We start from the raw sequence: 13765 nt of genomic DNA on the forward strand, positions 1-13765 counted from the left end.
CTACGGCGCCGGGCAGAAACCGCCGGGCAGCTGGACACCGTCGACGACGGGGCACGGGTTGAAGGTGAAGATCACCAGGGTGCCGAGAATGACGATCACCGCAGTAGCTGCGTACAGGACCACCTTGAGCCAGAAGCGGGTGGAATCCTTTTCCGCGTAGTCATTGATGATGGTGCGGACGCCGTTGGTGCCGTGGAGCATGGCCAGCCAGAGCATGGCGAGGTCCCAGAACTGCCAGAAGGGATCTGCCCACTTGCCTGCCACGAAGCCGAAGTCGATCGCGTGGATGCCTTCGCCCACCAGGAGGTTCACGAACAGGTGGCCGAAGATGAGCACCACCAGGACGATGCCGGAGAGGCGCATGAAGAGCCAGGCGATCATTTCGAAGTTGCCGCGGCTGCTGCCGGTCCGGTTGTACTTCGGGGCGATCTTGCCCGAACGGGGGGACTGGATGGTGGTCATGGCTTAGTGGCCTCCCAGCGCGAGGGAAAGGTGGCGGATGGCGAACCCTGCGAACGTAACCAGCCACAGCGCAAGTACGACCCACAGCAGTTGGCGCTGGTATTTTGCGCCCTTCTTCCAGAAGTCGATGGCGATCACGCGCAGGCCGTTGAAGGCGTGGAAGATGATCGCAGCGACCAGGCCCGTTTCACCCAGGGCCATCAGGGGGTTCTTGTAGGCGCCGATAACGGCGGTGTAGGCCTCAGGGGACACGCGCACCAATGAGGTGTCCAGCACATGGACCAACAAGAAGAAAAAGATCACTACACCGGTAATACGGTGTCCAACCCAGGACCACATGCCTTCACGGCCGCGGTACAAGGTGCCAGCTGGTTTTGTCGGCACTGAATAAACCTTCCTGCAACACAGCGGCGCTGGCATGGGATCCACGCGGGGGGAACGCCTGCTGCGAGAGCACTCGTAGCTCACGCCTAAATCTAGGCTTCGCTAACAGCTTATTCAATTTAGGACCGGCTTCTCTGCTTGTTAATTCTGTGTTTCCCGCCCGGGATTCCGGGAATTTTTCCGCTGCATGAGACTAATGCCACATGTGTGGCGCGCGGCGGGGCCCGGCAGCTGTGTCCGATAAAGTGTTGAGGTGAGTACAGAAGACGCGACATTCCCGGAATCACCCTTGGACCGCTTCCATGCAGTCATTCCGGCCGGCGGCGTGGGAACCAGGCTGTGGCCACTCTCGCGTGCCGCGGCACCGAAGTTCCTCCATGACCTGACCGGTTCCGGCAGCACTCTGTTGAGGGCAACCTACGATCGCCTCGAGCCCCTGGCCGGCGAGCGGGTCCTGGTGGTAACGGGCCAGGCACACAGGGCCGCCGTGTGCCGCCAGCTTCCCGAGGTAGGGGACGACGAACTGGTCCTCGAAAGCGAACCCAAGGATTCCGGCGCGGCCATTGGCCTGGCCGCGGCCATCCTCCACCAGAGGAACCCGGAGACCATCATGGGCTCCTTCGCTGCCGACCAGGTGATCAGCCCGGACGAGCTCTTCCAGGACACGGTCCGTGAGGCGATCTTCACCGCGGCCACCGGCAAGATCGTCACCATCGGCATCAAGCCCACACACCCGTCCACCGGCTTCGGCTACATCCGGTCCGGCAAGGAACTTAAGGTCGACGGTGCCCCCAACGCCCTGGCCGTCGCGGAATTCGTGGAGAAGCCCAGCGAGGACGTTGCCCGCAAATACGTCGAGGCCGGCGACTACGTCTGGAACGCGGGCATGTTCGTTGCCCCGGTAGCCCTCATGCTCCAGCACCTGGAAGCCAACCAGCCCGAGCTCTTCGCAGGCATCCAGGAGATTGCGCAGGCCTGGGACACTCCGGAGCGTGACGAGGTAACGGCACGCGTGTGGCCCACCTTGCCCAAGATTGCCATTGACTACGCCGTTGCCGAGCCCGCAGCGGCAGCCGGCGATGTCGCCGTCGTACCTGGTACTTTCCGCTGGGACGACGTCGGTGACTTCGCCGCCATCGGGCGCCTTAACAATGCCGGCGACGTTGACGAGGTGACCGTCCTTGGCGAAGGTGCGCGTGTCTTCGCCGAAAACGCCAGCGGCGTGGTTGTCTCGGACACCAAGCGCGTGATCGCACTGATCGGCATCAAGGACGTAGTCATCGTGGACACCCCCGATGCCCTCCTGGTGACCACCAAGGAACACGCACAGCGGGTCAAGGGTGCCGTTGACGCCCTGAAGGCCAGCGGCGACACGGACGTGCTGTAGCCCGGTCCCTATAACTTAAGCCGCCTCATTGGTTGTCCTGCGCCTGAACGCAACGTAACCAAGAGGTGGCTTTCGTTCTTCCGGGGCCGCGCATGGCTAGAGTTGTGACGTGCGCAATTACACGACTGAAACCGAGCCCACGCCCGTTGTAGGTCCTTGGGTTGACGAGCTGTTGCCCGGACTTATCGAATTCAGGCGGGACCTGCACGCGCACCCTGAACTTTCCTTCAAGGAGTTCCGCACCACGGACAAGCTCGTGGAGCGGCTCGAGGCCGCCGGGTTGAAACCGCGTCGCCTCGAGAACACTGGCCTGACGGTGGATGTGGGGGACGGGCCCATTGCCACGGCCCTCCGCGGCGACATCGACGCGCTGCCGATCATCGAGGACACCGGCCTGCCGTTCGCATCCAAGAACCACGGCGTCACACACGCGTGCGGCCACGATGTCCACACCACCACCATGCTGGGCATCGCCTTGACGCTGCAGCGCATGCACAAGAACAATCCACTGGGCGGCACGGTCCGCATCATCTTCCAACCGGCCGAGGAAACCATGCCCGGCGGGGCGTTGTCCTGCATCGAGCAAGGCGTGCTGCAGGGTGTTCCCCGTATCCTGGCGCTGCACTGCGACCCCAGGATCAACGTGGGCCAGATCGGTACCCGCATCGGTGCGATCACCTCGGCGTCGGACACCATCAAGATTGAGTTGACGGGCCGCGGCGGGCACACGTCCCGGCCCCACCTGACCGAAGACCTGGTGTTCGCACTGGCCCAGATTGCCATCAACGTCCCGGCAGTCCTGTCGCGCCGGGTGGATGTCCGCAGCGGGGTTTCCGTGGTGTGGGGCCAGATCTCTGCAGGCTCAGCCCCCAATGCCATCCCGGGCAGCGGCTACATGGCCGGGACCATGCGTTGCCTGGACCGCGATGCATGGCACAGCGCCGGAGAGCTGCTGGACGACGTCGTGAAGCAGGTTGCCGCCCCGTATGGCGTGGACGTTCACTTGGAACACACCCGTGGCGTTCCTCCCGTGGTCAACTCCGAGCACGAGACGGCGCTGATCGAGGCCGCTGCCCGGGCGGAACTTGGCGAAAACGCCGTGGTCCTGACCCCGCAGTCCATGGGTGGCGAGGACTTCGCCTGGTTCCTCGCGGACCTCCCCGGCGCCATGATGCGCTTGGGCACCCATACACCCGGCGGCGAGGAGTACGACCTCCACCGTGGGGACTTCATCGTGGACGAGCGGGCCTTGGGCTACGCGGTCCGCGTCCTGACGGCTGCGGCCCTCCGGACCATCCGGGACCTCCAGAACTAGACCCAACTGAGTCGCAGTAGATGCCGTTTTGAACCCTCATAACGGCATCTATTGCGACTCAGTTGGGTGCACTTGGCTAGATTGAGTTGTGCACAATTCAATTGTGCGCTACCGTTTTACCCATGAGTGATGCTCCCCGCCTCCGCCACCAGGTCTGCTTTGCGCTGTACTCGGCATCGAAAGCCGCGACGGCGGTCTACCGCCCCGTGCTGGACGATCTGGGCCTGACGTATCCGCAGTACCTGGTGATGCTGGTCCTGTGGGAGCAGGAGCCGCGTAGCGTGCGCGAGTTGGGGGCCGAGCTCGGCCTGGATTCCGGGACCCTCTCGCCGCTCCTTAAGCGCCTTGAGGCACTCGGCCTCGTGGAGCGCCGCCGGTCCGCCGAGGACGAACGCCGTGTGGACGTGGTCCTCACGGAGGCAGGGAGCAGGCTGAGCGAGCGTGCGGAAGCCGTTCCGCAGCGCCTCGCTGACGCCGCAGGACTGTCTGCCGCGGAGATCCAGCAATTGCACGCCACCCTCGGCAAGCTCACTGCGGCCCTGCAGAAGTCACTCTGAAGACTTCACAAGAGAAGAAGATTTCACACCGGAAAGGGACACTACCCATGAAGACCCTCTACACAGCCGAGGCTCTTGCCTCCGGCGAAGGCCGCGACGGCAACGCCCGCACCAACGACGGCAAGCTTGACGTCGCCCTGGCAAGCCCGGTGGAACTGGGCGGCAACGGCCAGGGAACCAACCCGGAGCAGTTGTTCGCGGCCGGATACGCGGCCTGCTTCCACTCTGCGCTGCGCCTGGTGGGCCGGAAGGAACGCGTTGACCTGACGGACTCCGCCGTCGCTGCCAAGATCCACTTCGGTGCTTTGACCGACAGTGAAGGCTACGGCCTGGCTGCCGAACTCGAAATCGCGTTGCCCGCCCTGGGCAAGGAAAAGGCCGAGGAGCTCATGGCCAAGGCGCACAAGATTTGCCCCTATTCCAATGCGACCCGTGGCAACATCGCCGTGGACCTCAAGCTCGTGGAGTTCGCAGCATGAGCGCCCTGACGCAGGACGTACCTGCCGCAACCCGCGAAATCCAGCTCGCCTCCCGACCCTCCGGGCGGCCAGTTCCGGAGAACTTCCGCTTGGCCGAGGCCGGGCTTCCCCAGCTGGAGGACGGGCAGGTCCTGGTGAAGAACCAATTCATGTCCGTGGATCCCTACATGCGCGGCCGCATGAACGACGCAAAGTCGTACTCGGCACCCTTCCGCCTCGATGCAGCGCTCGACGGCGGTGCGGTGGGTGAGGTGATCGCGTCCCGTTCGGACGCGCACAAGGTGGGTGACGTCGTCGTGCATCAGCTGGGATGGCGTGAGCACGCGGTGGTTGACGCCGCAACGGCCACCACGGTGCCGGCGGGGATTGCGCCCGCATCGGCGTTCCTCGGTGCGTTGGGCATGACCGGCCTGACCGCTTATGCCGGACTGCTCAAGGTGGCAGAGTTCAAGGAAGGCGACGTCGTCTTCGTCTCCGGTGCTGCCGGTGCCGTGGGTTCCATGGTGGGACAGATCGCCAAGGCCATGGGTGCCGGCAAGGTGATTGGCAGTGCGGGCTCGGCAGCCAAGGTCGCCAGGCTCTTGGAGCTTGGCTTCGACGCCGCTTTCAACTACAACGACGCTCCCGTGCTTGAGCAGCTGAGTGAGGCGGCGGGGGAGCGCGGCATCGATGTCTATTTCGACAACGTTGGCGGCGAGCACCTCGAGGCGGCCCTGGCTACGCTCAACGTTGGCGGTCGGGTTGCCATGTGCGGGGCCATTGCGCAGTACAACTCCACCGAGCCGCCGGCTGCGCCGCGGAACCTTGCCGTGGCCATTGGCAAGCAGTTGACGCTTCGCGGTTTCCTGGTGGGCGGCCAGCGGCAGCATGCTGCGGAGTTCCGGCAGAAGATGGCCGGTTGGTTGGCCGATGGCACCGTGAGCTACGACGAGACGATCGTGGATGGACTGGAAAACGCGCCGCATGCCTTCATCGATCTGCTGGACGGAATGAACACCGGAAAGATGCTGGTCCGCCTGTGACGCATGCCCCTGCCTACTGATTGGTAACAAAAAGTCAACGATCTGGGGCAGGGGCCAGCTTTGTGCTATCTCCGTGTGGTGTACGCCACTAGGGTGGTGGTTATCAATGCGCTACGGCGCAATGCTGCGAAGCATCAGTGAAAACAGAATTTCTGCCCCGGGGTTTTGGAAACGGACACTCATTGACCACCAGTCGTAGCGATCATCACTTTCTTCCTGGAGGAACATTGAAGAAACCACTGCGTGCCACCCTGAAGCGCGGTTCGATGGCCGGTGTGGCCACCTTGGGCGCCAGCGCGCTCCTGCTCAGCGGCTGCGGACAGGCTCCCGACGCCGGCTCCGCCAGCAATACCGCCAGCAACTACACCGGTTGCATCGTCTCCGACTCCGGTGGGTTCGACGACCAGTCCTTCAACCAGTCCTCCTTCGAGGGCCTCAAGAAGGCCGAAAAGGATCTGGGCATCACCGTAAAGTCCGCGGAGTCCAAAGCCAACAGCGACTTCGAGACCAACCTGAACGGCATGGTGTCGGCCAACTGCAACATGACCATCACGGTCGGGTTCCTCCTCGGTGACGCCACCAAGGCTGCTGCCGAGAAGAATACGGACAAGCACTTCGCCATCATCGACTACTCGTACCAGACCCCCATCGCCAACGTGAAGCCGGTTGTCTATGACACCGCCCAGGCCGCCTACCTGGCCGGCTACGCCGCTGCCTCGGCCACCAAGACCGGCAAGGTGGGAACCTTCGGTGGCATTAAGCTGCCCACGGTCACCATCTTCATGGACGGCTTCTACGACGGCGTCCAGGCCTACAACAAGGCCAAGGGCAAGACCGTCCAGGTTGTCGGTTGGGACAAGGCCACGCAGGACGGCTCGTTCACCGGTGACTTCGAAAAGCAGGACACCGGAAAGCAGATCACCAAGAACCTGCTGGACCAGGGCGCGGACATCGTGATGCCCGTAGCCGGACCCGTTGGCAAGGGTGCAGGCGCTGCCCTGAAGGAAGCAAAGGCGGCCGGCAAGGACGTCAAGCTCATCTGGGTTGACTCCGATGGCTTCCTCACCGCTCCCGAATACAAGGACCTGATGCTGACCTCCGTGGTCAAGCAGATGGGCGAAGCCGTGGAGACCGTGGTGAAGGACGACAAGGACGGCAAGTTCAGCAACGAAGCCTATGTTGGCACGCTGGCCAACGACGGCGTGGCGATCGCCCCGTTCCACGATCTTGACTCGGCCATCTCCGCCGAGACCAAGAGCGAACTCGATGCCCTGAAGGCGGACATCATCTCCGGGAAGCTGAAAGTCGAATCGGCGGCCAGCCCCAAGAAGTAGCAACTCCTGGACGCGCCGCCAGTACCGTTCCCCGGTACTGGCGGCTCGTTTTTGCCCTGACGTAGGCTGCTGCCATAGGTAGTGAGCAGTGCAGCCGTCCCTCGGACTCAAAGAACGGTGGGAGTTGTGAAACTCGAATTAAAGGGGATCTCGAAAGCGTTCGGGAGCTTCTACGCCAACCAAGACATCGACCTCGTGGTCGAATCCGGCCAGATCCATTGCCTCCTCGGCGAGAATGGTGCCGGAAAATCAACCCTCATGAATGTGCTGTACGGCCTCTATGAACCTACAGCCGGCCAAATCCTGGTGGATGACCAGCCCGTGAACTTCCGCGGTCCTGGCGATGCCATGGCAGCGGGAATCGGCATGGTGCACCAGCACTTCATGCTGGTCCCGGTGTTTACCGTCGCCGAAAACGTGGCGCTCGGTGCCGAGCCGACCTCCTTCGGTGGGGTCCTCAGCATGGATGAAACCCGCCGCAGGATCCGCGAGATCTCGGCGAAGTACGGCTTCGACGTGGACCCGGACGCCCTGGTGGAAGACCTGCCCGTGGGTGTCCAGCAGCGCGTGGAGATCATCAAGGCGCTGGTGCGCGAGGCCAAGGTACTCATCCTGGATGAGCCCACGGCGGTCCTGACGCCGCAGGAAACCGATGAGCTCCTGGACATCATGCGCCAGCTCAAAGCCAGCGGGACCTCCATCGTGTTCATCTCCCACAAGTTGCGGGAAGTGAAGGCCGTTTCGGACGTCATCACCGTGGTCCGGCGCGGCAAGGTGGTGGGCGATGCCCCGCCAACCGCTTCGGCCACCGAACTTGCCTCCATGATGGTGGGCCGTCCCGTCAGCCTGAGCCTGGACAAGGCGCCGGCCCAGCCCAAGGAGACCACGTTCGTCGTCGAGAATCTCACCGTCCGTGCCCCCAACGGCACCAATGTTGTGGATGGAATCAGCTTCGACATCGCCCAAGGCGAGATCCTCGCCGTCGCCGGTGTCCAAGGCAACGGCCAAACAGAACTTACCGAGGCGATCCTTGGCGTGCAGGAACACGTCACCGGTTCGGTCACCCTTGACGGCAAGCAGCTCCTGGGGTTGCCGGTGAAGGATGTCCTGCGTTCAGGTGTGGGCTTTGTTCCTGAAGACCGGACAGTCGACGGCCTGGTGGGACCGTTCTCCGTTGCCGAGAACCTCGTCCTTGACCTCTATGACCAGGCACCTTTCGCCAGCGGCGTGAGCATGAAGCCCGCCAAGGTGGCGGACAATGCCAAGGCCAAGATCGAGGAGTTCGATATCCGGACTCCGTCGGCAGGTGCCGCGGCAGGGACCCTCTCCGGCGGTAACCAACAAAAAGTGGTCATGGCCCGTGAACTGTCCCGCCCGTTGCGGCTGTTCATTGCCAGCCAGCCCACCCGCGGCGTGGACGTTGGCTCCATTGAATTCCTGCACAAGCGCATCGTCGCCGAGCGCGATGTTGGAACGCCCGTGATGATCGTCTCCACGGAGCTCGATGAAGTCATGGAACTCGCAGACCGCATTGCCGTGCTTTACAAGGGCAAGCTCGTGGGCATTGTTCCCGCCGGGACTCCCCGCGACACCCTCGGCCTCATGATGGCCGGCGTCAGCCCGGAAGGGGGCTCCGATGACAACCAATGACCAGACCAGCAGTGACCAGACCAGCAGCGACCAGTCCAAGAAGGACCCAACACCCCAGGAATCCACCGCTGATGCCCAGGCGGCGGATGTCGCCCTGGACACAGCAGGCGGCACCCTGGAGCCGTCGATCGTGCCGGTCTCCTCGCAGAGCGGGGACATCGGGCACCAGCAGGGCAGCCTGTTCCGCAAGATCGTCATGGGCAACGGGTTCGTTTCCGTCCTCGCCGTGATCGTGGCGCTGATCCTCGGTGGCCTCTTGATCGCCAGTACGGACGCCCGCGTGGCAAGGACCGCCGGCTACTTCTTCGCCCGGCCCACGGACTTCCTGCTGGCCCTGTGGGACGCCATGACCAAGAGCTACGTGGCGCTCTTCCAAGGGGCCGTGTTCAACACGCGCCAGGGCTTCATGCCGCTGCTGGAAACCATGACCGTGGCTACGCCGCTGATCTGCGCCGGGCTGGGCGTTGCCCTGGCCTTCCGTGCCGGTTTGTTCAACATCGGCGCCCAGGGGCAGATCATCATCAGCGCCACCCTGGCCGCCTACGTTGGCTTCACCTGGCACTTGCCCTTCGGCCTGCACCTCCTGGTGGTCATCATCATGGGCGTCCTAGGTGGCGCAGTGTGGGGTGGAATCGTTGGTGTCCTGAAGGCCCGGACGGGCGCGCATGAGGTCATCGTGACCATCATGCTGAACTATGTTGCCCTGTTCCTGCTGGACTTCCTCCTCAACACGGCAGCGTTCCGTCGGCCGGGAGACAACAGCCCCATCTCGCCAAGGCTGGACGAATCGGCTACCTACCCGGTACTGATCCCTGGCTCGCGGCTGCACCTCGGTTTCCTCGTGGCCGTGTTGCTGACCTACGGCGTGTGGTGGATGCTCAACCGGTCCACCATCGGCTTTGAATTCCGTGCCGTCGGCGCCAACCCCGCCGCAGCGCGGACGGCCGGCGTCAAAGTTCCCCGCGCCACCATCCTGGTGATGGCCTTCGCGGGAGCCCTGGCGGCCTTCGGCGGCGTGGCACAGGTTGCCGGAACGGAGAAAGTCCTCACCGGTGGCGTTGCCGCCCAGATCGGCTTCGACTCCATCACGGTTGCCCTGCTGGGCCGCAGTACTCCGTGGGGCACGTTCTTCGCCGGGCTGTTGTTCGGTGCGTTCCGGGCCGGCGCAGTCCAGATGCAGATCCAGACGGGAACACCGATCGACATTGTCCTGGTGGTCCAGTCGCTCATCGTCCTGTTCATTGCCGCTCCGCCGCTGATCCGGTCCCTCTTCCGGCTTGACAGCAAGAAGAAGAAAAACAAGAAAGCGGCACCGAATGCCGCCGTTGCCACCGGAGGTGCCAAGTGAGCGCTACAACCACTGCTCCGCGGGCTGGAGCAACCGCACTGCCGGGCGCGCGCCCCTCGTTGAAGGTTCCCGTTTCCCTGGGTGTCCTCGCCCTGCTGGCCCTGGTCTTCTTCGGACTGCTCGGCCCCGGACAGACTGCCGAAATGAAGATCAGCGATCCCGGCGACAGTGTCCAGGTTCCGGCCCTCATGATTCCCGGCCAGGTAGGCGGGGTGGTGTTGGCCATCCTGCTGCTGGCCATGGCGGCCTACTCGATCTACCTCTGGACGCGCGGAGAACGCTCGCCCAAGTGGTTGCCGATCGCGTTCGCCGTGGTGTTCGTCTTCGCCCTGCTCGTGTGGATCGTGGCCGGTGCCCGCCAGCCATCCATCTCCCTTGCCGGCCTCGTGGCGGGTTCAGTGACACTGGCCGTTCCCTTGGTGTTCGGTTCGTTGTCCGGCGTCCTGTGTGAACGGGTTGGCGTGGTCAACATCGCCATCGAGGGCCAGTTGCTGGGCGGAGCCTTCACGGCCGCGCTCGTGGCTACCGTGACGGGCAGCCCCTACATCGGCCTGCTCGCTGCTGCGGCAGCAGGTGCCGCGGTGTCCATGGTGCTGGCAGTGTTCAGCATCAAGTACCTGGTCAACCAGATCATTGTGGGCGTTGTCCTGAACGTTTTGGTCTCGGGCCTCACGGGCTTCCTGTTCGGCACGGTCATGGCTCCGAACAAGGACCAATTCAATACCCCCGGCCGCCTGGACATCCTTCCGATTCCGCTGCTTTCCGATATCCCCATCATTGGCCCGATCCTCTTTGAACAGTCGATCGCCGGCTACCTGATGTATGTTGCCGTGGCAGTGGTGTGGTTTGGGCTGTTCAAGACCCGCTGGGGCCTGCGTGTCCGTGCAGTGGGCGAGCATCCCCAGGCGGCAGACACCCTGGGCATCAACGTCAACGCCACCCGCTTCTGGAACGTCACGCTGGGCGGCGCCATTGCCGGCATCGGCGGGGCAGTCTTCACGTTGGTGACCATCGACTCCTTCACCAAGGAGATCTCCGGCGGCCGAGGCTTCATTGCCCTTGCGGCGTTGATTTTCGGCCGATGGAACCCCATCGGCGCCTTCCTGGCCTCGCTGCTGTTCGGCTTCGCGTACAACCTGCAGTCCATCCTGGGCATCATCGGAACTCCGGTGCCCAGCCAGTTCATGGCCATGCTGCCGTACCTGGTGACCATCTTCGCCGTCGCCGGCTTGGTGGGCAGGTCGCGGCCACCCGCGGCCAGCGGCATACCGTACGTGAAGGGTTGACGGATGCGCGACGTCGATTGGCGGCTCCTGGAGGACGCCGCCAAGGAGGCCATGGGAAAGGCCTACGCACCGTACTCGAAGTTCCCGGTGGGGGCCGCGGCCCTCACCGAAGACGGCAGGGTCATCAGCGGCTGCAACGTGGAGAACGCCAGCTACGGCCTGACCCTGTGCGCCGAGTGCGCCCTGGTGGGGCAACTGCACATGAGCGGCGGTGGCAGGATCGCGGCATTCTACTGCGTGGATGGCCAAGGGAACGTCTTGATGCCCTGCGGCCGCTGCCGCCAGTTGCTGTACGAATTCCGCGCACCCGGCATGCAGCTCATGACCACCCAAGGCATCAAAACCATGGACCAGGTGCTGCCTGACGCCTTCGGTCCGGAACACCTGGAGGAAAACACGTGACCAGTACCGAAGCGTTCGACGCCGTCCAGATCATCACCATCAAAAGGGACAAGGGCACCTTGACGCCCGAGCAGATCGACTGGACCATCGATGCCTACACCCGGGGCGTCATTGCCGAGGAACAGATGGCGGCGCTCAACATGGCCATCCTCCTGAACGGGATGGACCGGGAAGAGATCTCGCGCTGGACGTCCGCCATGATCGCCTCGGGGGAGCGGATGGACTTTTCGTCGCTGACAACGCCCGACGGCGGCAGGAAGGCTACCAGCGACAAGCATTCCACAGGTGGGGTGGGGGATAAAATCACGCTCCCGCTTGCGCCGTTGGTGGCTGTTTTCGGGGTGGCCGTCCCGCAGCTTTCGGGCCGCGGCCTGGGCCACACCGGCGGCACGTTGGACAAGCTCGAGGCCATCCCCGGATGGCGGGCGAACCTCAGCAATGCAGAGATCATGTCCCAGCTCCAGGACGTTGGCGCCGTGATCTGCGCGGCGGGATCGGGACTGGCTCCGGCGGACAAGAAGCTCTATGCCCTCCGCGATGTGACGGGGACTGTTGAAGCGATCCCGCTCATTGCTTCGTCAATCATGAGCAAGAAGATCGCCGAGGGCACTGGTTCGCTGGTCCTCGATGTCAAGGTTGGCTCTGGCGCCTTCATGAAGGACGAGGCCAAGGCACGGGAGCTCGCGGAGACCATGGTGGCCCTGGGGAAGGACGCCGGGGTGCACACCGTGGCGTTGATGACGGACATGTCCACCCCGCTCGGGCTGACCGCGGGCAACGCCATTGAGGTGGAAGAGTCGGTGGAGGTCCTTGCGGGCGGTGGTCCGGAAGACGTCGTCGAACTGACCATCCGGCTCGCCGAAGAGATGTTGGCGGGTGCCGGGATCCACGACGCAGACCCCGCCGCCGCGCTCAAGGACGGCCGGGCCATGGACGTGTGGAACCGCATGATCGAAGCCCAGGGAGGCGACCCCCGGGCAGCCTTGCCGGTAGCCCGGGAGTCCGAGGTTGTCTACGCTCCGGCAGACGGCGTGCTGGTGGAACTGGACGCGCTCTCGGTGGGCGTGGCTGCCTGGCGGCTCGGCGCTGGGCGGGCCCGCAAGGAGGACCAGGTCCAGGCTGCCGCAGGTGTGCGGCTCCATGCCAAGCCCGGTGCTTTGGTCCGCACAGGAGAGCCGCTCATGACCCTCCTGACGGACACTCCGGAGAAGTTCGGCCGCGCCAAGGAGGCGTTGCAGGATGCCGTGGTGATTGCGCCGGAGGGTTCGCGCCCGGCCCGGCAACTGATTATCGACAGGATCGCCTAGGCTTAATTCCTGTGCAGGCCATCAACGATTTCATCCTCGCCGCAGCCGGGCAGCCCTGGGTGCTGTTCCTGGTGTTGGCCTGTTGCGTCATCGACGGTTTCTTTCCGCCGATCCCCAGCGAATCGGTGGTGGTAGGGCTCAGCGCTGTCTCCGGAAGCAGCGGTTCACCGAACGTGTGGCTGCTGGCCCTGGTGGCAGCGCTGGGTGCTTTCTCCGGGGACAACATCGCGTACCTGATTGGCCGCCGCATCGGCATCCAGCGGTGGCGCTGGATGAGGACCCAGCGCATGCAGGGTGCCTTCCGGTGGGCGGGCAAGGAACTGCGACGCCGGGCTGCCTCGCTCATCATGGTGGCGCGGTTCATCCCGATCGGGCGCGTGGCCGTGAACCTCACCGCAGGGGCCACCCACTTCAACCATCGGCGCTTCGTTGCCCTGACGGCATTGTCCGCGGTCATGTGGGCCGGCTACTCGGTGGTCCTTGGCTATTTCTTTGGTGTGTGGTTCGAGCACAACCATTTGCTCGGTGCCATCATTGCGATCGTGGTGGCCGTGATCCTGGGCATCGTCATCGACCGCATCATCAGCAAGGTCCGCGGCTCCGTGCCCCTGGACGGCAAGGACATCCCCGAGACGGAGATCCAGCCGGGGGAGAGCGCCCCGCCTCCACCCAAGGTATGAGACCCGAAACAGGGCAAGATCACCCCGCCGGTTGACGCCGGAACGACTCCCTCGCGGCTAGCGTTAAATGTGTGATCCCGAGGCTGGGGCGTAGCGAACGACGTCCCGGCCATGGGACACTAAGAGCGACTTCCGTCACAGTGTCAAGTCAT

Annotated in this window: 14 protein-coding genes; 12 read left to right on the plus strand and 2 right to left on the minus strand. The window is 63.9% G+C overall.

What is annotated here, in order from left to right; all coding sequences use genetic code 11:
• Together ACH488_RS12870 and sdhC are read right to left on the minus strand one after the other, a co-directional pair.
• Window positions 1-462 carry a succinate dehydrogenase hydrophobic membrane anchor subunit gene (locus tag ACH488_RS12870; RefSeq protein WP_387433251.1) on the minus strand — a complete coding sequence of 154 codons (462 nt, stop codon included), beginning with the start codon at window positions 460-462 and terminating at the stop codon, window positions 1-3.
• Window positions 463-465: 3 nt separating this feature from the next.
• Window positions 466-846, minus strand: coding sequence for a succinate dehydrogenase, cytochrome b556 subunit (gene sdhC / locus ACH488_RS12875; RefSeq protein WP_011773978.1), 381 nt, complete (start codon window positions 844-846; stop codon window positions 466-468).
• Window positions 847-1099: 253 nt separating this feature from the next.
• On the opposite strand from sdhC, the gene ACH488_RS12880 reads away from it, so the two are divergent.
• From ACH488_RS12880 to ACH488_RS12935, 12 genes are all read left to right on the plus strand, one after another.
• Complete coding sequence (locus ACH488_RS12880; protein WP_397324669.1) at window positions 1100-2233, plus strand: mannose-1-phosphate guanylyltransferase; 1134 nt, start codon at window positions 1100-1102, stop codon at window positions 2231-2233.
• 109 nt (window positions 2234-2342) lie between these two features.
• Window positions 2343-3548, plus strand: coding sequence for an amidohydrolase (locus ACH488_RS12885; RefSeq protein ID WP_397324671.1), 1206 nt, complete (start codon window positions 2343-2345; stop codon window positions 3546-3548).
• 122 nt (window positions 3549-3670) lie between these two features.
• The gene (locus ACH488_RS12890; RefSeq protein ID WP_397324673.1) at window positions 3671-4105 is read left to right on the plus strand and encodes a MarR family winged helix-turn-helix transcriptional regulator; all 435 of its coding nucleotides are present in this window, start codon (window positions 3671-3673) and stop codon (window positions 4103-4105) included.
• A 47-nt stretch (window positions 4106-4152) separates the two neighbouring features.
• Entirely contained in the window at window positions 4153-4584 is a 432-nt protein-coding gene (locus ACH488_RS12895; protein WP_397324675.1) for an organic hydroperoxide resistance protein, read from the plus strand.
• Window positions 4581-5606 (plus strand): NADP-dependent oxidoreductase, encoded by a 1026-nt coding sequence (locus tag ACH488_RS12900; RefSeq protein ID WP_397324677.1) that lies wholly within the window; start codon window positions 4581-4583, stop codon window positions 5604-5606. Before ACH488_RS12895 ends, ACH488_RS12900 begins: the two co-directional genes overlap by 4 nt.
• 266 nt (window positions 5607-5872) lie before the next feature.
• Window positions 5873-6940: a BMP family protein gene (locus ACH488_RS12905; RefSeq protein WP_397324818.1), complete on the plus strand. Its 1068-nt coding sequence runs from the start codon at window positions 5873-5875 to the stop codon at window positions 6938-6940.
• 126 nt (window positions 6941-7066) lie between these two features.
• Complete coding sequence (locus tag ACH488_RS12910) at window positions 7067-8590, plus strand: ABC transporter ATP-binding protein (RefSeq protein WP_397324679.1); 1524 nt, start codon at window positions 7067-7069, stop codon at window positions 8588-8590.
• On the plus strand, window positions 8577-9938 hold the full coding sequence (locus ACH488_RS12915; protein ID WP_397324681.1) for an ABC transporter permease: 1362 nt from the start codon (window positions 8577-8579) through the stop codon (window positions 9936-9938). Before ACH488_RS12910 ends, ACH488_RS12915 begins: the two co-directional genes overlap by 14 nt.
• Window positions 9935-11224: an ABC transporter permease gene (locus ACH488_RS12920; protein ID WP_397324683.1), complete on the plus strand. Its 1290-nt coding sequence runs from the start codon at window positions 9935-9937 to the stop codon at window positions 11222-11224. The genes ACH488_RS12915 and ACH488_RS12920 overlap by 4 nt, the downstream gene beginning before the upstream one ends.
• 3 nt (window positions 11225-11227) lie before the next feature.
• Window positions 11228-11626 carry a cytidine deaminase gene (locus tag ACH488_RS12925; RefSeq protein WP_397324685.1) on the plus strand — a complete coding sequence of 133 codons (399 nt, stop codon included), beginning with the start codon at window positions 11228-11230 and terminating at the stop codon, window positions 11624-11626.
• Window positions 11623-12933: a thymidine phosphorylase gene (locus ACH488_RS12930; protein ID WP_397324687.1), complete on the plus strand. Its 1311-nt coding sequence runs from the start codon at window positions 11623-11625 to the stop codon at window positions 12931-12933. Before ACH488_RS12925 ends, ACH488_RS12930 begins: the two co-directional genes overlap by 4 nt.
• Before the next feature lie 11 nt (window positions 12934-12944).
• A complete protein-coding gene (locus tag ACH488_RS12935) occupies window positions 12945-13613 on the plus strand; it encodes a DedA family protein (protein ID WP_397324689.1) in 669 nt (222 codons plus the stop codon).
• Window positions 13614-13765 lie beyond the last annotated feature (152 nt).

Origin of the sequence: Paenarthrobacter sp. NPDC018779 (assembly GCF_044391085.1) — a bacterium.
GTDB lineage: Bacteria > Actinomycetota > Actinomycetes > Actinomycetales > Micrococcaceae > Arthrobacter.

Bases quoted from the DNA above. Each gene is read 5' to 3' on its own strand.
- ACH488_RS12870 (WP_387433251.1), bottom strand. From the start codon at position 462: ATGACCACCATCCAGTCCCCCCGTTCGGGCAAGATCGCCCCGAAGTAC.
- ACH488_RS12890 (WP_397324673.1), top strand. From the start codon at position 3,671: ATGAGTGATGCTCCCCGCCTCCGCCACCAGGTCTGCTTTGCGCTGTAC.
- ACH488_RS12895 (WP_397324675.1), top strand. From the start codon at position 4,153: ATGAAGACCCTCTACACAGCCGAGGCTCTTGCCTCCGGCGAAGGCCGC.
- ACH488_RS12900 (WP_397324677.1), top strand. From the start codon at position 4,581: ATGAGCGCCCTGACGCAGGACGTACCTGCCGCAACCCGCGAAATCCAG.
- ACH488_RS12905 (WP_397324818.1), top strand. From the start codon at position 5,873: ATGGCCGGTGTGGCCACCTTGGGCGCCAGCGCGCTCCTGCTCAGCGGC.
- ACH488_RS12915 (WP_397324681.1), top strand. From the start codon at position 8,577: ATGACAACCAATGACCAGACCAGCAGTGACCAGACCAGCAGCGACCAG.
- ACH488_RS12925 (WP_397324685.1), top strand. From the start codon at position 11,228: ATGCGCGACGTCGATTGGCGGCTCCTGGAGGACGCCGCCAAGGAGGCC.